This window comes from Pseudomonas sp. GW460-LB5 (assembly GCF_059423245.1).
Window position 1 is genome coordinate 176195 of the sequence record NZ_JBWKXT010000003.1, and the last position, 20860, is coordinate 197054.

A 20860-nucleotide genomic window follows, 5' to 3' on the forward strand; every position below is an offset into this window, starting at 1 on the left:
CAGTAAATGAGGCCCCATGGCTTTTCACCGCCTGACCCGAACCCACCCCCGCCTGAGCATCGCCGCCGCAGTCGGCCTTGTTGGCGCCTGGCTGATCCCCGCCGGTGACACCGTCCAGCACATCCTCGCCGGCTGGAACCTCGGCGTATGGCTGTACCTGCTGCTGGTGCTGTACCTCACCTGGGGCGCCAGCCCGGAAAAAGTCCGCAGGGTGGCCCGTGTCGAAGACGAAAACGCTGGCATGGTGCTGCTCACGGTGTGCATCGCTGCCATCGCCAGCCTCGCCGCGGTCACCCTGCAACTGGTGTCCAGCAAAGGCTTGCAGGGCACGGCACTGGCCCTGCACTACCTCTACACCGGCCTGACCGTGGCCGGCTCCTGGCTGCTGATCGGCTGTATTTTCAGCCTGCATTACGCCCGCCTGTTCTATACCGGACGCAACCATGAACCACCGTTACGTTTCGCCGACGGCGAGCGCAACCCGGATTATTGGGACTTTCACTACTTCTCCTTCACCATCAGCGTGGCCGTGCAAACCTCCGACGTAGGCGTTGCCGGCAGGCAACTGCGCAGGGTGGTGCTGGCACATTCGCTGGTGGGTTTCGTGTTCAATACGGCGATCCTAGGGTTCACCATCAACATCGCGGCCGGGCTGCTGGGGTGAGCCTGCCGCTCGTCCGAAAAGTGTTTCGCCGATACCCCGTGAAAACGTACGGCTTGACGCGGATAACCGCTGCTATCGCGCGATGTAAACGTTTGCCTGAACGCAGCTGGCTCATGGGCATGCTCCCACGGATGTGAGCCAAGTCATGGATTGCTACATTTGTCATGTTTGCAGCCGAGAATCACCCGTAGCAACTGCTATGTTTACATTCCCGGCAGCCACATGGGTGTGGCTGGCTGCTCACCACGTCCAGGCACGGACAAGGAGGCTGGCATGAACAAGATGACGTTCCCCAACGCCTGCCAGGTGATGCGCTGGCACTTTCATCCATTGGGCTTCGAAGCCAACATGGATGCGCCCCGCAGCATGGTCGCGCGGCTGTTCGACCGCACCACCGGCGAAACCCTGATGGCCATCGCCGGCATCCCGTGTGCCGCAATCATGGCCGCAGCCGATGTGGAGCGCATCATCGAAGCCGTCGAAGCGGAAATGGACGCGTTCATACCCGCCCTCTCCTTGCGCAGCGCTGGCTAACCTGCGGCGCTCTTGTCCTGGTGCAACGCCTGCAACTTGGCCATGAACTGCTCGGCCGGTACCGGCTGCCCTAGCAGATAACCTTGCAGCGAATCACAACCCAGACGGGTCAGGAAGTCCTGCTGCCTGTCGGTTTCCACCCCTTCGGCAACGATGCGCAGGCCCAGCGCCTGGCCCAACGCGACGATTGCCGAGACAATCGCTGCATCGTCACTGTCCTGCTCCAGGTCTCGCACAAAGCCACGGTCGATCTTCAACTCGTTGGCCGGCAGGCGCTTGAGGTACATCAGGCTGGAGTAGCCGGTGCCAAAATCATCGATGGACAGGTCCACACCCATGTCAGACAGGCGTTGCAGCACGGTCAGGCTGGCATCGGCATCGTGCATGGCGGTGGTCTCGGTAATTTCCAGGGTCAGGCAATTGGCCGGCAGGCCGTTCTCCCGCAGGGCCCGGGCCACACTCTCGACCAACCCTGCATGGCAGAACTGGATGGCCGACAGGTTCACCGCCATGCGCCAGCCCGCGTGCCCCTGGTCCAGCCAATGGCGCATCTGCCGGCAGGCTTCGTCAAGCACCCATTCACCGATCGGGATGATCAGGCCGGTCTTTTCTGCCAAGCCGATGAAGCGGTCGGGCAGCAACAGACCGTGCTGCGGGTGTTCCCAGCGCAACAAAGCCTCGGCACCAATCGGCAGGCAGGCCTGGGCGTCGAACTTGGGCTGGTAATGCAACCGGAACTGGCGTTGTTCCAGCGCCTGACGCAGGTCCTGCAGCAGTTGAAGTTGCTGACGTGCATTGCTGTTCATCGACGCGTCAAAGAAGCTGTAGCCGTTCTTGCCGGCGCTTTTGGCGTGGTACATGGCGGCATCGGCATTGCGCAACAGTTCGTGTTGGTCCTGGCCATTGCCGGGGTACAGGACGATGCCCAGGCTCGCCGACAGTTGCAGGTCGTGCTCGGCCACGCGAAATGGCCGCGACACCAGATTCACCTGCTTGACCGCCACGTCCATGGCATCGTCAGGCTCGTGCAGCTCTACCAGCAGCACGAATTCGTCTCCGCCGATGCGCGCCAGGGTGTCCTGGCTGTGCAGGTGGCCGCGCAGGCGTGCCGCTACGGCCTTGAGCAGCAGGTCACCTATATGGTGGCCAAAGGCATCGTTGACCGGCTTGAAGCCGTCCAGGTCGATGAACATCAGGGCAAAACAGCCGCCCTGCTCCGCCACCTTGGCGATGGCTTGCTCGATGCGGTCGGCCAGCAGGGTACGGTTGGGCAGATCTGTAAGGGTGTCGTGCAGGGCCAGCTGGGTCAGTTCCTGGTTGGCCAGTGTCAGCGAACGGGCCAACTCGGCTGTGCGCGCCTCCAGGCGGGCATCCAGCACCGAGGTCAGCAAGGCCACCGCCAGCACCGCCAGGGTAGTGATCAGCACCAGATAGACGAGGCCGTCGCCCTGCAGCCCGCCGCCCAGCGCACCACAGAAGCTGCCTACGGGGAAATTCGCCGCCGCCATGCCGGTGTAATGCATGCCCACGATCGCAATGCCCATCACCACCGCCGCCAGGCCACGGATCTGCCGCACATAAGGGGTGTGCCTGCGCAGACGGAAGGCGATCCACAACGCCGCCGCCGAGGCCCCCACGGCAATCAGCAGCGAGGCGCCGAACAATGTGGGGTCGTAATCGATGCCCGGTAGCATGCGCATCGCCGCCATGCCGGTGTAGTGCATGCAAGCGATACCGGCCCCCATGATCAGTGCGCCGAACCCCAGTTGCAGCCCCGGCAGGCTCGGCTGGCTCACCAGCCACAAGGCAAACCCCGAGGACAGCACGGCGATCAACAGCGAGAACGCGGTCAAGGCAAGGTCGTAACCCAGATCGATGGGCAGGCTGAACGCAAGCATGCCAATGAAGTGCATCGACCACACGCCGATGCCCATGGCCAGCCCGCCGCCGCCCATCCAAAGGTAGGCAGCCCGGCCCTTGGCGGTGGCGATGCGGCCAGTCAGGTCAAGGGCGGTATAGGACGCCAGAATCGCCACGCACAGCGAAATCAACACCAGTGAAGAGGAGTAGCTACCGGTCAGCATTGGGAATTCCAGCGACGGGACAGGGGGCCCGGCAAAAGCTGACGATTGTACTCAAGCTTAAGCGAAACGCACGGGGTTTTTGCGAATGGGAATGGATCCAATAAGGCCCATGGCCATTGTGGGAGCGGGCTTGTCCCGCGAAGGGGTTTACGCGGTGCATGGCACCGGCTGTGCCGGTGTTCGCGGGGCAAGCCCGCTACCACAGAGGTTGCAAAACCAGGTGCGCACACAGAGATCGCCGGGGCCGCCTTGCGGCCCGACCCCGACACAAGGCCGCTCCTCCAAGGGCCTGTACGTGCCGGTCAGTCCTGCTCGGCGAACGCCTGCTCGGCATCCCAGCCGCCACCCAATGCGGCCACTAATTGCACACTGGCCACCAGGCGCCCTTGCAGCAGGTTCAACACGCTGCGCTCGTTGCTCAGTGCCGTGGTCTGCACGTTGACTACGTCCAGGTAGCCGATCAACCCGGCGCGGTACTGGTTCTCGGTCAGGCGCAGCGACTCGCGTGCGGCATCCAGCGCCTCTTGACGCACCCCCGCTTCATCGCCGTACACCTTCAACTGCACCAGCAGGTTTTCCACTTCCTTGAAGCCGTCCAGCACCGTCTGACGATACTGGGCCACGGTCTGGTCATACACCGCCACCGTGCGGTCCACCTCGGCGCTGCGCTTGCCGGCGTCGAACAGGGTCAGCGCCAGCTGCGGGCCTACCGACCAGTACCGGTTGGGCAACTCGATCCAGTTGCTGAAACTGCTGCTGGAATAGCCACCACTCATGCTCAGGCTGAGGTCCGGGAAGTACGCCGCCCGCGACACCCCGATATTGGCGTTGGCCGCCATTACGTTGCGTTCGGCAGCAGCGATGTCCGGGCGACGCTCCAGCAGTTGCGACGGCAGCGAAACCGGAATTTGCGGCAATGCCGGAATGGCCTTGCTGTCGGCCAGAGCGAAGTCGGCCGGGGTCTTGCCCAGCAGCACAGCGATGGCGTTCTCGAACTGCGCACGCTGCCAGATCAGGTCGATCAGGTCAGCCTGGGTGCTTTTGAGCTGGGTGCGGGCCTGGGCCACGGCATCCGGCCCGGAGACACCAGCCCGGTACTGGTTTTCGGTCATTCGAAGCGAGCGCTCATAGGCTGCCACGGTGGCTTCCAGCAAGCGTTTCTGCTCATCGATAACCCGCAACTGCAGGTAGTTCTGCACCAGCTCTGATTGCTGGCTCAAGCGGATCGAGGCGAGGTCGGCAAAGCTGGCTTCGGCACTGGCCTCGTTGGCATTCATGGTTTCGCGCAGCTTGCCCCACAGGTCGATTTCCCAGCTGACACCGAGCTGGGCGTTGTAGGTATTGCGAATACCACTGCTGTTGTTGGAAAGGCTGGAACTGGAGCTGCCGGTACCTTGGGCGGAGCGGTTTTTGCTTGCGCTCAGGTCCAGGCTTGGGAACAACGCTGCACGGCTGCTGCGCACCAGCGCCTGGGCCTGGCGGTATTGCGCCTCCGATTGCGCCACGGTCTGGTTGCTGCGGTTAAGCTCTTCAACCAGCGCATTGAGCCCTGCATCGCCGTAGATTTCCCACCAGGCGCCGCGGGCGATGGCATCGGACGGCGTGGCCTGGGTCCAGCCTTCGGCGTGTTTGAACTGCGCCGCCGTGCTGTTCAGCTCGGGGCGGTGGTAGTCCGGGCTCAAGGTACAGGCACTGAGCAAGGCCACGCACAGCCCGGCGCCTAGCAGGCGCGAGCCTCGCCCTTTGGTCAACGCTTGCAGCGCACGGTGAAGTGGGGTCTGGGCGAAAGTCATAGCGGGGTTTCCAGGGCGACGTCGGTGCGCACGCCGCGCCAACGGTTGAAACGGTGGCGCAGGCGGTCCAGGTACAAGTAGACCACCGGCGTCGTATAAAGGGTGAGGACCTGGCTGAAGACCAGGCCACCGATAATGGTCAGGCCCAGCGGCTGGCGCATTTCCGCGCCTTCCGCGTGGCTCAGCAGCAGCGGCAAGGCGCCAAGGATGGCTGCAAGGGTGGTCATCAGGATCGGTCGAAGGCGCAGCAGGCAGGCCCGACGGATCGACTCTTCCGGCGACAGACCTTGGTGACGCTCCAGCTGCAAGGCCAGGTCGATCATCAAGATGGCGTTCTTCTTCACCACACCGATCAGCAGGAACAGCCCCAGCAGCGAGATCAGGCTGAATTCGCCACCGGTGACATACAGCGTCAGCAAGGCACCGACGCCTGCCGAAGGCAGTGTCGACAGAATGGTCAGCGGGTGGATGTAGCTTTCATAAAGAATGCCCAGCACCAGGTACACCAGCAGCAGTGCGCCAAGGATCATGAAGGGCTGGCCCTGCTGGGTCTTGGCAAAGGCATCGGCCGTACCACCAAGCTTGGCGATCACCTCTTCGGGCAGGCCGAGCTTGGCCACTGCACGCTCCACCGCCGCCATGGCCTGGTCGGGGCTGTAGCCCTCGGCGACGTCGAAGGCGATGTCTTCCGAGGCGAACTGGCCTTCGTGGCTGACCCGGTCATTGGCCAGGCTGTTCTCGTAGCGGGCGATGGTCGACAGCGGCACGCGGGCGCCGTCCGCAGTAATCACCTGCACTTGCTCAAGGGTGCTCGGGTCCCAGGCGTATTTCGGGTTGATTTCCAGCACCACCTGGTACTGGTTGAGGCTGTCGTAGATGGTGGAGATCTGCCGCTGGCTGTAGGCGTTGTTCAGTACCGTGGTCACCATGTCCATGTCGATGCCCAGGCGCTTGGCCTGGTCACGGTCGACCACCAGCGTCACCTGCTGGGTACCGGAGCCGTCACGCGCGTCGATGGCGGTCAGCTCCGGCAGTGCACGCAGCGCCGCAACCACCTTGGGGAACCACTGGCGCAAAGCCGCCAGGTCGCCGCTTTGCAGGGTATACAGGTACTGTGACGAGGTCTGGTCACGCCCGCCGCCACCCAGCTGCAGGTCCTGGTCGGCCATCAGGAACAGCCGACCACCGGGCACTTTGGGCATTTCCTTGCGCAGCCGCTCGATCACCTTCTGCGCATCGATCTTGCGCTCGCTGATCGGCTTGAGGCGCACCAACACCATGGCATTGTTGGTACCGCTGTTGCCACCGATGAAACCGGCCACACTCTGCACTGCCGGGTCAGCCAGCAAGGCGCGGCGGTAGATTTCCATCTTCGGCTGCATCACGGTGAACGACAGGCCGTCGTCACCGCGGATAAAGCCCATCAGCTGGCCGGTGTCCTGCTGTGGCATCAGGGTCTTGGGTATTACCACGTACAGGGCGATGTTGATACCAATGGTCGCCAGCAGGCTGAGCAGGGTCAGGCGCTTGTGGCGCAAGACCCAACCCAGGCTCCGGTCGTAGGCGTTGACCATGCGCTGGTGGACGTTGTCGCTCCAGCGCTGCAGGCGGGTCTGCTCGGCCTGGTGTGGTTTGAGCCAGCGGGCGCACAGCATTGGCGTGAGGGTCAGCGATACCACCAGCGACACGATGATCGCCGCCGCCAGTGTGATCGAGAACTCCTGGAACAGGTTGCGCACGATGCCGCCCATGAACAGGATGGAGACGAACACCGCCACCAGCGACACGTTCATCGACAGCAAGGTGAAGCCCACTTCCTTGGCCCCCAGGAAGGCCGCCTTCATCGGCGGCTGGCCGTCCTCGATGTGCCGCGAGATGTTCTCCAGCACCACGATGGCGTCGTCCACCACCAGGCCAGTGGCGAGGATCAACGCCATCAGCGACAGGTTGTTGAGCGAGAACCCGCACAGGTACATGACCGCGAAAGTGCCCACCAGCGATACGGGCACTGCCAGGCTGGGTATCAGTGAGGCGCGCAAGCTGCCGAGGAACAGGTACACCACCAGGATCACCAGCACCACAGCGATCAGCAGGGTGTGTTCGGCTTCCTTCAGGGTGGCCTTGATCACCGGCGAGCGGTCCATCGCCACGTTCAGTTGCACACTGGCCGGCAGCAACGACTGCAGGGCGGGCAACTGCGCCTTGATCTGGTCGACCGTCTCGATGATGTTGGCACCGCTCTGGCGGTTGACCACCAGCAACACCGCACTCTGGTCATTGAAGAAACCGCTGTTGTAGCGGTTCTCCACGCCATCGGTAATGCTCGCCACGTCGGACAGGCGCAGGATGGTGCCGTTCTGCTGGCGGATCACCACCGGCTCGTAATCCTTGGCGCTTTCCAGCTGGTCGTTGGCCCTTACCTGCCAGTTGCGCTCGGCATCCTCGACAAAGCCCATGGGCCGACGCTGGTTGGCGTTGGCCACGGCCGTGCGCACATCGTCCAGTGACACACCATACTGGTTGAGCAATTGCGGCTCGACGGCAATGCGCACCGCCGGCAGCGAACTGCCGCCGATCTGCACCTCCCCTACCCCCGATACCTGGGCCAGGCTCTGCGACAGGATGGTGTCGGCCAGGTCGTACAGCTGGCCTTTCTGCAGCACGTCCGACGTCAGCGACAGCACCATGATCGGTGCTTGCGACGGGTTGATCTTCTTGTAGGTGGGCATGCTGCGCATGCCGCTGGGCAACAGGTTGCGGGTGGCGTTGATCGCTGCCTGCACCTCGCGCGCCGCGCCGTCGATGTCGCGGCCCATCTCGAAACCGATGATGACCCGCGTGGAGCCCTGGTTGGAGCTGCTGGTCAAGGTGGTCACGCCGGCGATGCTGCCCAGCTTGCGCTCCAGTGGCGTGGCCACGGTGGAGGCCATGACCTCCGGGCTGGCGCCGGACAAATTGGCCGACACCACGATTACCGGGAAGTCCATCTGCGGCAGCGGTGACACAGGCAACAGGCCGAAGCTGACCCCGCCCAGCAGCATGATCGCCAGGCTCAGCAGCATGGTCGCTACCGGGCGACGGATGAAAGGACCGGACAGGTTCATGCCTCGGCCTGCTTCACGTCTGTGCCCGGGCGCCAGCGGCGGGCCAGGCGGTCGAAATACAGGTAGATGACCGGGGTGGTGAACAGCGTCAGCACCTGGCTGACCAGCAACCCGCCGACCATGACCAGGCCCAGCGGCTGGCGCAGCTCGGCGCCGGAACCGGTGGCGAGCATCAGCGGCACCGCCCCGAACAGCGCGGCCAGGGTGGTCATCAGGATCGGCCGGAAGCGCAGCAGCGCCGCCTGGTAAATCGCATCGCGCGGGCTCATGCCCTGGTGGCGCTCGGCCTCAAGGGCAAAGTCGATCATCATGATCGCGTTCTTCTTGACGATGCCGATGAGCAGAATGATGCCGATGATGGCGATCATGCCCAGGTCGTTGCCGCTGATGAGCAAGGCCAGCAAGGCCCCCACCGCCGCCGACGGCAGGGTCGAGAGGATGGTCACCGGGTGGATGTAGCTTTCGTACAGCACGCCCAGCACGATGTACATGGTCACCACCGCCGCCAGAATCAGCAGCAAGGTGCTCGACAGCGACGCCTGGAAGGCCTCCGCAGCCCCCTGGAAGCGGGTTTGCACCCCCAGCGGCATGCCGATGTCCTTCTGCACCTGCTCGATCACCTGCACGGCTTCACCTAGCGAGGCGCCATGGGCCAGGTTGAACGACAGGGTCACTGCAGGGAACTGGCCAATGTGGGAAATGGCCAGCTGGGCCTGACGCTGCTCGATGCGCGCCAGCGCCGACAGCCGCACCTGGCCGCCATCGGTGGCCTTGACGTGGATCGACTCCAGCGCCTGCGGGCCGATCACTGAAGCGTCCTTCGACTGCAGCACCACGCGGTACTGGCTGGCTTGGGTGTAGATGGTAGAAATCTGCCGCTGGCCGAAGGCGTCGTACAGGGCATTGGTGATCTGCGACACGCTGATGCCCAAGCGGCTGGCCATATCGCGGTCAATCACCAGGTACACCTGCAGGCCCTTGTCCTGGAGGTCACTGGCGACGTCGGCCAGCTCCGCGCGTTGCTGCAGCGCCTGCACCAGCTTGCCGCTCCATTGCGCCAGCAGGTCGGCGTCCGGCGATGACAGGCTGAACTGGTACTGGGTTCGGCTGACCCGGTCCTCGATGCTCAGGTCCTGCACCGGCTGCATGAACAGGCGGATGCCCACCAGCCGGTCAAGTTGCGGCTGCAGGCGGCTGATCACTTCGCTGGCGGTGGCGTCGCGCTCGCCGTGAGGCTTGAGGTTGATCAGCAGGCGGCCGCTGTTGAGGGTGGCGTTGTCGCCATCGACGCCGATGTAGGACGACAGGCTTTGCACGGCAGGGTCCTGCAGGATCACCTTGCTCAGGGCCTGCTGACGCTCGCTCATGGCGGCGAACGAGGTAGACTGCGGTGCTTCGGAGATACCCTGGATCACGCCGGTGTCCTGCACCGGGAAGAAGCCCTTCGGCACTACCATGTACAGGAACACGGTCAGCACCAGGCTGGCCACCGCCACCAACAAGGTCAGCGGCTGGTGCTTGAGTACCCACTGCAGGGCGTTGCCGTAGTGTTTGATCAGCCAGTCGATCCAGGCGCCGCTGGCGCGGTAGAAGCGGCCTTGTTCCTCTTCCTTGGGCTCACGCTTGAGCAGGCGCGCGCACATCATGGGCGTCAGGGTCAGCGACACCACCAGGGAAATCAGGATGGCCACTGCCAGGGTGATGGCGAACTCGCGGAACAGGCGGCCGACCACGTCAGCCATGAACAGCAGCGGGATCAGTACCGCAATCAGTGAGAAGGTGAGCGAGATCAGGGTAAAGCCGATCTGCCGGGCGCCCTTGAGCGCCGCCTGCATGGGCGTCTCGCCCTCCTCGATGTGCCGGGAGATGTTCTCCAGCATGACAATGGCGTCGTCGACCACAAAGCCGGTGGCAATGGTCAGGGCCATCAGCGTCAGGTTGTTCACCGAGAAACCGGCCAGGTACATCACGCCGAAGGTGCCGATCAGTGACAGTGGCACGGCAATCGACGGAATAAGAGTAGCGCTGAAACGGCGCAGGAAGACGAAGGTAACCATCACCACCAGGACAATGGCAATCAGCAGTTCATGCTGTACGTCCTTGACCGCGGCGCGGATGGTCTGGGTGCGGTCAGTCAGCACCGACACATCGAGGCCGGCCGGCAGGTTGTCGGTGATCGACGGCAACAGTTCCTTGATACGGTCGACCACTTCAATGACGTTGGCGCCAGGCTGGCGCTGGATGTTCAGCAGCACCGCATGGTTTTCGTTGGCCCAGGCGGCCAGCCGCTCGTTTTCGGCGCCATCGACAATTTCCGCCACATCCTTCAGACGCAGTGGGGCACCGTTGTTGTAAGCCAGGATCAGGTTGGCGTATTCCTCGGGGGAACGCAGCTGGTCATTGGCATCGAGCATCGACACCCGGGTGGGGCCATCGAAATTGCCCTTGGGCTGGTTCACGTTCGAGGCGCCGATCAGCGTGCGCACGTCATCCAGGTTCAGGCCGTTGGCCGCCAGGGCGTCGACGTTGACCTTGATGCGTACCGCCTGACGCTGGCCGCCGGCAATGCTGACCATGCCTACGCCGCTGATCTGTGCAAGCTTTTGTGCCACGCGCGTATCGACCAGGTCATTGAGTTTGGGCAGCGGCATGGTCTTGGACGAAATGGCCAAGGTCAGCACCGGGGTGTCAGCCGGGTTGACCTTGTTGTACACCGGCGGCGCAGGCAGGTCGCTGGGCAGCAGATTGCTGGCAGCGTTGATCGCAGCCTGCACCTGTTGCTCGGCAACGTCCATGTTCATGTCGAGGTTGAAGCGCAGGGTAAGCACCGATGCACCACCGGAACTGGTCGAAGCCATTTGCTCCAGGCCGGGCATCTGGCCGAACTGGCGCTCCAGGGGTGCGGTGACGGCGCTGGTCATGACCTGCGGACTGGCGCCGGGGTACAGGGTCATGACGCGGATGGTCGGGTAATCCACCTGCGGCAAAGCGGAGACCGGCAGCAGCTTGTAGGCGATCAGGCCGGCCAGGACAATGGCCAGCATGCTCAGCGTGGTGGCGACCGGCCGCAGGATGAACAGACGCGAGAGGTTCATGCGCCCGCCTTGCCTGCTGCTTTGCCTGGCTGTGCTTCACCGGTGTGCGCCGCGCCCTTGGTGTCCTGCCCTTGGAGATGCTGGCCCGGGGTGGTCGGCACTTGCGAGCTGTCTTCGACCACTTCCACTTTGGTGCCTTCACGCAGGCGGTCGGTGCCTTCCAGCACCAGACGGTCGCCGGCCTTCAGGCCTTCGAGGATGACGCTGTTCTCGCCATCGCTGGCGCCGACCTTGAGCTTGCGAACATTCACAGTGTTTTCGGCGTTGACCACATAGGCAAACGTGCCGTCATTGCCAAACTGGATGGCCGCTGCCGGGGCCAACACCACCTGCTTGAGGGTATCGGCCAGCAGGCGCACGTTGACGAACTGATTGGGGAACAGGGCCAGGTCCTTGTTCTCGAAGCGCCCCTTGAACTTGAGGGTACCGGTGGTGGTGTCGATCTGGTTGTCGATACTGCCCAGCACGCCGGTGGACTGCAACTTGCTGTCACTGCGGTCCCAGGCCTCGACCGGCAGGCTGGCGCCGCTGCGGTAGCGTTCCAGCACGGTGCTCAGCTCGGTCTCCGGCAGGGTGAAGGCGACATTGATCGGCTCGGTCTGGGTAATCACCACCAATGCAGTGGTGTCGTTGGCCGCAACGAGGTTGCCCAGGTCGAGCTGGCGCAGGCCCACGCGGCCGTTGATCGGGGCACGGATCTGGGTGAAGTCGAGGTTCAGGCGAGCGTCGTTGACCTGTGCCTGGTTGGTCTTGACCAGCCCCTGGAACTGCGCCACCTGCGCTTCGGCGGTGTCGAGGGTTTGCTTGGCAATACTGTCTTCGGCGTACAGGCCTTTGTAGCGGGCTACATCCACCTGGGCGTTTTTCAGCTGCGCCTGGTTTTGCGCCAGCGTACCTTCGGCCTGCTGCAGGGCGATGCGGTACGAGCGCGGGTCGATTTCGGCGAGCAGGTCGCCGGCCTTGACCTGCTGGCCTTCCTTGAAGTGGATCTTCACCAGTTCGCCAGCCACGCGGCTGCGCACATTCACCGTATTGGTGGCGGTGACGGTGCCCAGGGCTTTGTAATACAGGGGGAAGTCGCCTACGCGTACCGGTTCGACGCGTACCGGCACCGCTTCGCTGGAGCCGCCGAACCCTGGGCGGCCACCCATCATGCCCATGCCCTTGCCACCGCGCCCGCCGCCGCCGGCTTCTTTATGCGCAGGCGTTGCTGCAGGCCACAGCCACCAGGCCAGTGCAGCCACCAGCAGCAGGATCAGCAGGCCGACGAGCCAGCGACGGGGGGAACGGGAATTGGACACTTGCATGGGTTGAACGAACCTTGTTCGGAATGGCGGCTTGGGGAGGATGAACGATAAGCAATGGTATCGTTTTAGCAAAGGGCCTTTACCAGAGGTTTACCTTTGGCTGACGTTGCCAAGACGCTGAACTTTAAATGAAAACGGCCCGGAAAGCGTTCCGGGCCGTTACAGGGTGTTGCTTGGAGGAGTGGCGGGCTGAAAGGTTTCGGTTGCCTGGGCTGGCCCTTTCGCGGGTGAACCCGCTCCTACAGGTACCGCACAGATTTCAAAAGCTGTGCTTTACCTGTGGGAGCGGGTTCACCCGCGAAGAGGCCACCACAGGACTCAGCCGCCCTGCCCCGCAACCCTTACTTCAGTACTGCCAGCGCTGCATCGTAGTTCGGCTCGTCAGCAATTTCGCCAACCAGTTCACTGTGCAGCACGTTGTCGTTTTCATCCAGCACCACCACGGCGCGGGCAGCCAGGCCGGCCAGCGGGCCGTCGGCAATGGCGACGCCGTAGTTCTCGAGGAACTCGCGGCCACGCAGGGTCGACAGGTTCTTAACATTTTCCAGGCCTTCGGCACCGCAGAAACGCGCCTGGGCGAACGGCAGGTCGGCGGAGATGCACAGCACCACGGTGTTGGCCACATCATTGGCCTGAGCGTTGAACTTGCGCACGGAGGTGGCGCAGGTTGGGGTGTCGACGCTCGGGAAGATGTTCAGCACTTTGCGCTTGCCGGCGTAGTCCTTCAGCGACTTGTCAGCCAGGCCTTCACCGACCAGGGAGAATGCCGGAGCCTGGGCGCCGATTTTCGGCAGTTCGCCGTTGACTTGAACCGGGCCGCCTTTGAGAGTCACTTGAGCCATGACGAAATCCTTATGCTGGGTTTGAAAAGGACAGTGAGTTAAGCATGAAGGCGGCCGGGTGCCTATGGGGGCAGATGAAATTGTTCTATTGCCGGACAATTTTTGTGGACAAAAAAATGCCCAGGTTGCGACAAGCGACCTGGGCATTCTTCATCTAAAGCAGCGAATCAGCCCAGCAGGCCGTATACCACCGAGGTCAGCGCAACCAGGCCGACCACTACAACGAACACGTTGGAGGCTGCACCGCTGTATTTGCGCATCGACGGTACACGGCGGATGGCGTACATCGGCATCAGGAACAGCAGCACCGCGAGGATCGGGCCGCCGAGCGATTCGATCATGCCGAGGATGCTCGGGTTAAGGGTGGCAACGATCCAGCACACCACCAGCATCAACGCGGCCACTACGCGGTCCAGTGCCTTGGCGCCCGGCCGCGCGCCGGTCTTGGTGATAATGCCCTTCAGGCCCTCGCTGGCACCGATGTAATGGCCCAGGAACGACTTGGCGATGGCCACGAAGGCGATCAGCGGCGCAGCGAACGCGATGGTCGGGTTGCTGAAGTGGTTGGCCAGGTACGACAGAATCGACAGGTTCTGTGCCTTGGCTTCGGCCAGCTGGGCGCTGCTCAGGGTGAGCACGCAACTGAACACGAAGAACAGCACCATCACCACCATCAGCAGGTGGGCACGGCGCAGGATCTGGCCGCTACGCTCGTCGGCATGCTCGCCGTAGCGGCGCTTCTGGTCGACCGCGAAGGCCGAAATGATCGGCGAGTGGTTGAACGAGAACACCATTACCGGAATGGCCAGCCACAGGGTGTGCAGGAAGGCCGAGGCCGGCGGCACCTGGGTGGCGCTGTCGAGGATGCCACCGGTCCAGTGCGGTACCAGGTACAGGCCCAGCAGCGCCAGGGCGACGATGAACGGGTACACCAGCAGGCTCATGACCTTGACCGTGGCCTGCTCGCCACAGCGCACGATGGCCAACAGGCCGAGGATCAGCACAAACGACAGGATGGCCCGCGGTGGCGGCGCCATGTGCAGCTGGTGCTCCATGAAGCTGGACACGGTGTTGGTCAGCGCCACGCTGTAGATAAGCAGGATGGGGAAGATCGCAAAGAAGTACAGCACGGTGATCGCGGCACCGGCGTTGCTGCCGAAGTGCTCTTTGACCACTTCGGTGATGTCGCCACCATTGCGCCCGGAGAGCACGAAGCGGGTCAACCCGCGGTGGGCGAAGTAGGTCATTGGGAAGGCCAGTACAGCCAGGATCAGCAGCGGCCAGAAACCGCCAAGGCCGGCGTTGATCGGCAGGAACAGGGTTCCGGCGCCAATGGCTGTGCCGAACAGGCCCAGCATCCAGGTGGTGTCGTGACGCGCCCAGCTGCCGAGGGTGGCGGGGGTCGATTCTACAAAGCGTTGTTCAACGCTTGGGGCCTGCTCATTCATTCCGGGTGAAGCTCCACTCGCAAGACTGTAACAGGCTGAGAATGGCGAAACAGTGCCTTCGCCCAACTCAACCGGAAAAGAGGGGCGCGATTGTGCACCGAAAGGTTGCACTTGCGAAGCCCTTTTCCGAGGGGCGGTTGCACTTGTCTTTACAAGCAGGCTACACCGGTGGGTAAAGAAGATAATTGTGGGAGCGGCAAGGCCGCTCCCACAGGCAGGGCCGCGCAGGGCCCCTTGAGCGATTACTTCTGAACAGCAGCGAACGCTTCGGCAACCCGTTGCAGGTTGGCCGGGCGCAAGCCGGACATGCACACACGGCCGCTGTCGATCAGGTACACGCCGAACTCGTCACGCAGGCGCCGCACTTGCTCGACGCTGAAGCCGGTGTAGCTGAACATGCCACGCTGGCGAAGGAAGAACTGGAAGTCCTGGCCTGGCAGCAACACGGCCAGGGCATCGACCAGCGCCTGACGCATGTCGAGGATACGCTTGCGCATCACTTCGACTTCATCGGCCCACTGGGCATTGAGCGCTGCATCGCTCAATACGCCTGCCACCAGCTGGGCGCCAAAATTGGGCGGGCTGGAGTAGTTGCGGCGCACGGTTGCCTTGAGCTGCCCAAGCACGCTTTGGGCCGTGGCGTCGTCGTCGCAGACCACCGACAGGCCACCTACCCGCTCGCCGTACAGCGAGAAGATTTTCGAGAACGAGTTGCTGACCAGGCACGGCACGCCGGCGCGGGCCATTTCACGGATGGCGTAGGCGTCTTCCACCAGGCCTTCGGCAAAGCCCTGGTAGGCAATGTCGAGGAACGGGATCAGCTGGCGTGCCTTGACCACTTCGACCACGTGTTGCCACTGGTTTTGCGTAAGGTCGGCACCGGTGGGGTTGTGGCAGCAAGGGTGCAGCAATACCACGCTGTTGGCCGGCAGGGTCTGCAGGGTGGCCAGCATGCCGTCGAAGTCCACGCCACGGGAGGCCTGGTCGAAGTACGGGTAGGTGTGCACCTTGAAGCCGGCGCCTTCGAAGATGGCGCGGTGGTTGTCCCAGGTCGGGTTGCTGACCCAGACTTCGGACTGCGGGAAGTAGCGCTTGAGGAAGTCGGCACCGACTTTCAGGGCGCCGGAGCCACCCACAGTCTGTACGGTGGCCACGCGACCGCCGGTCACGGCCGGGTGATCGGCACCGAACAACAACGCCTGAATAGCCTGGCGGTAGCTGGCCAGGCCTTCCATTGGCAAGTAAAGGGACGCTTCATGGTCCTGGCCAGCAATGCGTTTTTCCACCGCATCCACAGCCGCCAGTTGCGGCACCACGCCGGCCTCATCGTAGTACAGGCCGATACTCAGGTTGACCTTGTCGGCGCGCGGGTCGGCCTTGAAGGTTTCCATCAGCGAGAGGATCGGGTCGCCGGCATAGGCATCGACATGTTTGAACACAGCGTGCAGCTCCTTGAATCAGGACAGTTCGAAAAGGCAGACCTGAGCATACCCGGAGTGTGTGCTCAGGAACATCCACTATTGTGCAAGGTTGTCTATGCAACATTGCATGGCCGGAGATTGGCGCTGACAGTGATGCCCTCATCGCCGGCAGGCCGGGTCAGGCAAGCAGCGCCTTCAGGCCCTGCAACTCCTGCTCGGTTACCGCCACCCCCTCCTCCTCGGCCACCTCGCGCTCACGATAGCGCCGCTCACCCGGCATGCGCGTCAGGCCCACCGCCTGCATCTGCTCCACCAGTTCGCGACTGCGCTGGGCAAAGCGCTCGCCCTCGCTCTTGCTAGGGTCGATGACGATGATCAGTTGCCCGGTCCAGGGTGTTTTCGCCCCCGGGTGCTCCGACCAGTCGAATTCCCAGGAGAAATTACCCCCGGTCAGCGCCGCCGCCAGCAACTCGACCATCATCGACAGCGCCGAGCCCTTGTGCCCGCCAAACGGCAGCAACGCGCCGCCCTCCAGAATCGCCTTGGGCTCGGTGGTCGGTTCGCCATTGGCATCCACCCCCATGCCTTCGGGCAGTTGCTGGCCGGCACGCGCGGCAATCTGCACGTCGCCGTGGGCCATGGCACTGGTGGCCATGTCGAAGACGATAGGGTCGTGTTCGGCACAAGGCGCTGCAAAAGCGATGGGGTTGGTACCAAACAGTGGCTTGCGCGCGCCATGCGGCACTACGCAGGTCATGCTGTTGACCACGCTCAGGGCCACCAGGCCCTCTTCGGCGAACGGTTCTACATCCGGCCACAACGCGGCAAAGTGGTGCGAATTGTGAATCGCCAGCACCGCAATGCCAGCGTTGCGCGCCTTGGCCACCAGTAGCTCACGGGCTGCCGCCAGTGCCGGCTGGGCAAAACCGCCAGCAGCATCGACACGCACGTAGCCGGCGGCCACGTCGCTGACCTTTGGGGTGGCATTGCCATCGACCCAACCACTGGTCAGGGTCGAAACATAGCCGGGGATGCGGAACACCCCATGGCTATGGGCGCCATCACGCTGGGCGCTGGCGCAGTTGTGGGCCAGCACCCGGGCCACGGCCTCGCTGCACCCATGGCGCTGGAAGATGGCCTGCAACAGGCTCTGGAGCTCGGTAAAAGGCACGCGCACGACGGTGCTGGTGGAAGGTGCGGACATCTGAAGCTCCTTGTTGGTATTGGAATGGCTACAGCGTTGCAACGACAAAAACTTTCCTGCATGTGACAGCAATCTGTCAAATGTTGACTTGATGACAGAAAACATTCATTTTCTTCCCAAGCCTTACCCCCTGGAGCCGCAGCATGAGCCAACCGATCAAGCAACGCCTGGAACACAGCCTCGAAGGGGCCGCTGCCTCGGGTCGCAAGATCGCCACCTACATGCTTGCCAACCTGCACGAACTGCCTTTCCAGACCTCGGCCAGCATCGCCGCCAAGCTGCAGGTAAGCGAATCCAGCGTCGGGCGCTTCTGCCGCTCACTGGGTTATGCCCACCTCAAGGCACTTAAGCAAGACCTGCAGAACGACCTGGGCGATGGCCCATGGCTGGTGGGCGACCGATTGCAGGATTACCGCCAGAACCAGGACGCTGGTGACAACGCCGGCAGCCTGGAGCTGGAAATCGCGGCCTTGATGCGCGTCCACGAGTACCGCCAGAGCACGACCTGGCACAGCGTAGCGCAACGCCTGGCGAGCAAGCCGCGGGTGTTCATCGCCGGCTTCCAGACCGAGCGCGGCATCGCCATGTGCATGAGCCACCTGCTGCAGTACCTGCGCGATGGGGTGCAACTGGTCGATCTCAGTGCCGGGCACTTCGGTGACGTGCTGCTGGGCCGCGCCGAAGACAGCGCTTTGGTGGTGTTCGAGGCGCGCCGTTACTCCCGTCACGCCCTGCTGCTGTGCCAAAAGGCACGTGAGGCAGGCATTGCGGTCACCCTGGTGACCGACACCTTCTGCGACTGGGCTGATGCCAACGCCGACGAGGTGTTCCGCATCCCCACCGAGTTCAATCTGTTCTGGGAATCCACCTCGACGATGTTGTCGTGGGTGCACCTGATGGTCAACGAGGTCTGCAAGAAGCTCGGGCCTGATGTTGAAAAACGCTTGGAAGCGACTGCCGCTCTACATAACGAGTTCGTCGGCTACACCTCGTGGCCGACGGGAAAACAACAATAGCAAGAGTGCAATGAGGTGCGAGATGAACAAGACCATGGCCTTGGTGGGAGCGTGTGCCCTGCTGCTGACGGGCGCCGCCAGTGCCGAAACCCTGCGCTTCGCCACCGAGGGTGCCTACCCGCCCTTCAACTATGTAGACGCCGATAACAAGCTGCATGGCTTCGATATCGACATCACCCATGCCCTGTGCGAACAGATGAAAGTCGAGTGCACGCTGGTGGCCCAGGACTGGGAAGGCATCATCCCTGCCCTGATGGCGCGCAAGTACGACGCCATCGTCGCATCGATGATCAACACCGAAGAGCGGCGCAAGAAAATTGCTTTCACCGACCACTACTACCGCACCCCGCTGACCGTGGCGGTAGCCAAGGACAGCAAGATCGACAGCGCACAGACCGACTTTGTCGGCTACACCGTCGGGGCTCAGTCGTCGTCCACCCAGGCTATCTACGCCGAAGACGTGTATGGCAAGGCCGGGGCCGATGTGAAGCTGTACCCGACCATGGACGAAGCCAACGCCGACCTGGCCGCCGGGCGCCTGGACGGGGTGATTGCCGATAAATTCCCGCTGCACGAGTGGATGAACAAGAACGGCGGGGACTGCTGCAAGATCCTCGGCGACGTGGCCGATACCAAGGCCGACGCCGCCATTGCCGTGCGCAAGGATGACGAAGCCCTGCGCCAGCGCCTGAACACCGCGCTGCAACAGATCGTGGCCAACGGCACATACCAGAAAATCGCCAGCAAGTACTTTGCTTTCGATATCTACAACTGATCCTAGAGCCCGTCTCGCCTGATCCGGCCCTATCGCCGGCAAGCCAGCTCCCACAGGACGCACAAGGCCTGACAGATGTGCAGTCTCTTGTGAAAGCTGGCTTGCCGGCGATGAGGCCGGTGAGGTCAACACAAGGTGTTCGTCATGCTCGATCAATTGTCGTTGCTGTCCTTCGCCAGCGGAGGCTGGGGCCAGGCGTTGCTGGCCGGCGCCCTGGTGACTGTTTCTCTGGCACTGGCCTGCCTGCCCATCGGTCTGCCGCTGGGCCTGCTGGTAGCGCTGGCGGCGCGTTCGCGCAAGCGCCTGCCACGGGCCTGGGCCACCACCTTCTCTACGGTGTTCCGCGGCCTGCCCGAACTGCTGACACTGCTGATCATCTATTACGGCTGCCAGATCGCCGCGCAGAAAATCCTCGCGGCCATGGGCTATCAGGGTGAATTCCTGATCAACACCTTCCTCGCCGCAATGATCGCCTTCAGCCTGGTGTTCGCCGCGTTCTCAAGCGAGATCTGGCTCGCCGCCTTCAAGACCCTGCCCAAGGGCCAGTTGGAGGCCTGCTCGGCATTGGGCCTGAGCAAGCGCACCGCTTTTTTCAAGGTGTTGCTGCCACAACTGACCCGCATCGCCCTGCCCGGCCTGTCGAACAACTGGCTGTCGCTGCTCAAGGACACCTCGCTGGTGTCGACCATCTCACTGGTCGACCTGATGCGTCAGACCAACCTGGCCGTCAGCGTGACCAAGGAGCCAATGTTCTTCTATGGCGTCGCCTGCCTGGGTTACCTGCTGTTCGCAGCGCTTTCCGGGCGCGTCTTCGCTTTCATCGAACGGCGCAGTAACCGCCACCTGCAAGGAGCACGGGCATGAGCTTCGAACAACTGTTGGCACTGGTGCTCGACCCCGACCTGCTGGAACGCTATGGGCCACGCTTTCTTGATGGCCTGCTGGTCACCGCCAAACTGGTAGCCATTTCCTTCAGCCTGGGCGCCGTCCTCGGGCTGTTACTGGCCCTGGCACGCATGTCGCGCAGCCTGCTGCTGCAACGCATGGCCGCCGGCTATGTGTACTTCTTCCGCGGCTCGCCGCTGCTGGCCCAGCTGTTTCTGCTGTATTACGGCCTGGGTTCGCTCAAGGGCTTCTGGCAGGACGTCGGCCTGTGGTGGTTTTTCCGCGAGGCGTGGTTCTGCACCTTGCTGGCCTTCACCCTGAACACCGCCGCCTACCAGGCGGAGATCTTCCGCGGCAGCCTGATGGCCGTCGCGCCGGGGCAGCATGAAGCGGCGCGGGCGCTGAACCTGAAGCGTTCTACCACCTTTTTCAAGGTGATTCTGCCGCAGTCGTTGCTGGTGGCCATCGGCCCGCTGGGCAACGAACTGATCCTGATGATCAAGGCCAGCGCGATTGCCTCGCTGGTGACCATCTACGACCTGATGGGCGTGACCAAACTGGCCTTCTCGCGCAGTTTCGACTTCCAGATCTACCTGTGGGCCGCCGTGCTCTACCTGGTGATCGTCGAACTGGTGCGGCGCCTGCTGAAACACCTGGAAGGCCGACTGGGCCGCCACCTGAACTGACC

Annotated in this window: 15 protein-coding genes; 6 read left to right on the forward strand and 9 right to left on the reverse strand. The window is 63.0% G+C overall.

Annotation, left to right across the window (positions count from 1 at the left end; translation table 11 throughout):
* Positions 1 to 16: 16 nt before the first annotated feature.
* Together AC07XM_RS04455 and AC07XM_RS04460 are read left to right on the forward strand one after the other, a co-directional pair.
* Positions 17 to 664: a DUF1345 domain-containing protein gene (locus AC07XM_RS04455; RefSeq protein WP_016487447.1), complete on the forward strand. Its 648-nt coding sequence runs from the start codon at positions 17 to 19 to the stop codon at positions 662 to 664.
* Positions 665 to 937: 273 nt separating this feature from the next.
* The gene (locus AC07XM_RS04460; protein ID WP_016487448.1) at positions 938 to 1198 is read left to right on the forward strand and encodes a DUF1652 domain-containing protein; all 261 of its coding nucleotides are present in this window, start codon (positions 938 to 940) and stop codon (positions 1196 to 1198) included.
* Here AC07XM_RS04460 and AC07XM_RS04465 read toward each other — a convergent pair.
* The 9 genes from AC07XM_RS04465 to AC07XM_RS04505 form a co-directional block, all read right to left on the reverse strand.
* Entirely contained in the window at positions 1195 to 3282 is a 2088-nt protein-coding gene (locus AC07XM_RS04465) for a putative bifunctional diguanylate cyclase/phosphodiesterase (RefSeq protein WP_016487449.1), read from the reverse strand. The genes AC07XM_RS04460 and AC07XM_RS04465 overlap by 4 nt on opposite strands.
* Before the next feature lie 302 nt (positions 3283 to 3584).
* Positions 3585 to 5075, reverse strand: coding sequence for an efflux transporter outer membrane subunit (locus tag AC07XM_RS04470; RefSeq protein WP_016487450.1), 1491 nt, complete (start codon positions 5073 to 5075; stop codon positions 3585 to 3587).
* On the reverse strand, positions 5072 to 8179 hold the full coding sequence (locus AC07XM_RS04475; RefSeq protein ID WP_023047930.1) for an efflux RND transporter permease subunit: 3108 nt from the start codon (positions 8177 to 8179) through the stop codon (positions 5072 to 5074). Before AC07XM_RS04475 ends, AC07XM_RS04470 begins: the two co-directional genes overlap by 4 nt.
* The gene (locus tag AC07XM_RS04480; RefSeq protein WP_016487452.1) at positions 8176 to 11274 is read right to left on the reverse strand and encodes an MdtB/MuxB family multidrug efflux RND transporter permease subunit; all 3099 of its coding nucleotides are present in this window, start codon (positions 11272 to 11274) and stop codon (positions 8176 to 8178) included. The genes AC07XM_RS04475 and AC07XM_RS04480 overlap by 4 nt, the downstream gene beginning before the upstream one ends.
* Positions 11271 to 12581: an MdtA/MuxA family multidrug efflux RND transporter periplasmic adaptor subunit gene (locus AC07XM_RS04485; RefSeq protein ID WP_023047931.1), complete on the reverse strand. Its 1311-nt coding sequence runs from the start codon at positions 12579 to 12581 to the stop codon at positions 11271 to 11273. The genes AC07XM_RS04480 and AC07XM_RS04485 overlap by 4 nt, the downstream gene beginning before the upstream one ends.
* Positions 12582 to 12922: 341 nt before the next feature.
* Complete coding sequence (gene tpx, locus AC07XM_RS04490) at positions 12923 to 13423, reverse strand: thiol peroxidase (protein ID WP_016487454.1); 501 nt, start codon at positions 13421 to 13423, stop codon at positions 12923 to 12925.
* A 167-nt stretch (positions 13424 to 13590) separates the two neighbouring features.
* Positions 13591 to 14871: a serine/threonine transporter gene (locus AC07XM_RS04495; protein WP_016487456.1), complete on the reverse strand. Its 1281-nt coding sequence runs from the start codon at positions 14869 to 14871 to the stop codon at positions 13591 to 13593.
* Positions 14872 to 15113: 242 nt separating this feature from the next.
* Positions 15114 to 16310 (reverse strand): amino acid aminotransferase, encoded by a 1197-nt coding sequence (locus AC07XM_RS04500; RefSeq protein WP_016487457.1) that lies wholly within the window; start codon positions 16308 to 16310, stop codon positions 15114 to 15116.
* 160 nt (positions 16311 to 16470) lie between these two features.
* Positions 16471 to 17496 (reverse strand): Ldh family oxidoreductase, encoded by a 1026-nt coding sequence (locus AC07XM_RS04505; protein WP_016487458.1) that lies wholly within the window; start codon positions 17494 to 17496, stop codon positions 16471 to 16473.
* Positions 17497 to 17639: 143 nt separating this feature from the next.
* Here AC07XM_RS04505 and AC07XM_RS04510 point away from each other — a divergent pair, with 143 nt between their 5' ends.
* From AC07XM_RS04510 to AC07XM_RS04525, 4 genes are all read left to right on the forward strand, one after another.
* A complete protein-coding gene (locus AC07XM_RS04510) occupies positions 17640 to 18512 on the forward strand; it encodes a MurR/RpiR family transcriptional regulator (RefSeq protein WP_102689896.1) in 873 nt (290 codons plus the stop codon).
* 22 nt (positions 18513 to 18534) lie between these two features.
* Positions 18535 to 19287, forward strand: a complete 753-nt coding sequence (locus AC07XM_RS04515; RefSeq protein ID WP_016487460.1) for a transporter substrate-binding domain-containing protein — start codon at positions 18535 to 18537, stop codon at positions 19285 to 19287.
* Between the two features lie 144 nt (positions 19288 to 19431).
* Entirely contained in the window at positions 19432 to 20151 is a 720-nt protein-coding gene (locus AC07XM_RS04520; RefSeq protein WP_016487461.1) for an ABC transporter permease, read from the forward strand.
* Positions 20148 to 20858 (forward strand): ABC transporter permease, encoded by a 711-nt coding sequence (locus AC07XM_RS04525; RefSeq protein ID WP_016487462.1) that lies wholly within the window; start codon positions 20148 to 20150, stop codon positions 20856 to 20858. Before AC07XM_RS04520 ends, AC07XM_RS04525 begins: the two co-directional genes overlap by 4 nt.
* Positions 20859 to 20860: the final 2 nt, after the last annotated feature.

What these genes read in the sequence shown, in the direction of transcription:
- AC07XM_RS04520 (WP_016487461.1), top strand. Translation starts at nt 19,432, where the DNA reads ATGCTCGATCAATTGTCGTTGCTGTCCTTCGCCAGCGGAGGCTGGGGC.
- AC07XM_RS04495 (WP_016487456.1), bottom strand. Translation starts at nt 14,871, where the DNA reads ATGAATGAGCAGGCCCCAAGCGTTGAACAACGCTTTGTAGAATCGACC.
- AC07XM_RS04525 (WP_016487462.1), top strand. Translation starts at nt 20,148, where the DNA reads ATGAGCTTCGAACAACTGTTGGCACTGGTGCTCGACCCCGACCTGCTG.
- AC07XM_RS04475 (WP_023047930.1), bottom strand. Translation starts at nt 8,179, where the DNA reads ATGAACCTGTCCGGTCCTTTCATCCGTCGCCCGGTAGCGACCATGCTG.
- AC07XM_RS04465 (WP_016487449.1), bottom strand. Translation starts at nt 3,282, where the DNA reads ATGCTGACCGGTAGCTACTCCTCTTCACTGGTGTTGATTTCGCTGTGC.
- AC07XM_RS04505 (WP_016487458.1), bottom strand. Translation starts at nt 17,496, where the DNA reads ATGTCCGCACCTTCCACCAGCACCGTCGTGCGCGTGCCTTTTACCGAG.
- AC07XM_RS04480 (WP_016487452.1), bottom strand. Translation starts at nt 11,274, where the DNA reads ATGAACCTCTCGCGTCTGTTCATCCTGCGGCCGGTCGCCACCACGCTG.
- AC07XM_RS04515 (WP_016487460.1), top strand. Translation starts at nt 18,535, where the DNA reads ATGAACAAGACCATGGCCTTGGTGGGAGCGTGTGCCCTGCTGCTGACG.
- tpx (WP_016487454.1), bottom strand. Translation starts at nt 13,423, where the DNA reads ATGGCTCAAGTGACTCTCAAAGGCGGCCCGGTTCAAGTCAACGGCGAA.
- AC07XM_RS04485 (WP_023047931.1), bottom strand. Translation starts at nt 12,581, where the DNA reads ATGCAAGTGTCCAATTCCCGTTCCCCCCGTCGCTGGCTCGTCGGCCTG.
- AC07XM_RS04510 (WP_102689896.1), top strand. Translation starts at nt 17,640, where the DNA reads ATGAGCCAACCGATCAAGCAACGCCTGGAACACAGCCTCGAAGGGGCC.
- AC07XM_RS04470 (WP_016487450.1), bottom strand. Translation starts at nt 5,075, where the DNA reads ATGACTTTCGCCCAGACCCCACTTCACCGTGCGCTGCAAGCGTTGACC.
- AC07XM_RS04460 (WP_016487448.1), top strand. Translation starts at nt 938, where the DNA reads ATGAACAAGATGACGTTCCCCAACGCCTGCCAGGTGATGCGCTGGCAC.
- AC07XM_RS04455 (WP_016487447.1), top strand. Translation starts at nt 17, where the DNA reads ATGGCTTTTCACCGCCTGACCCGAACCCACCCCCGCCTGAGCATCGCC.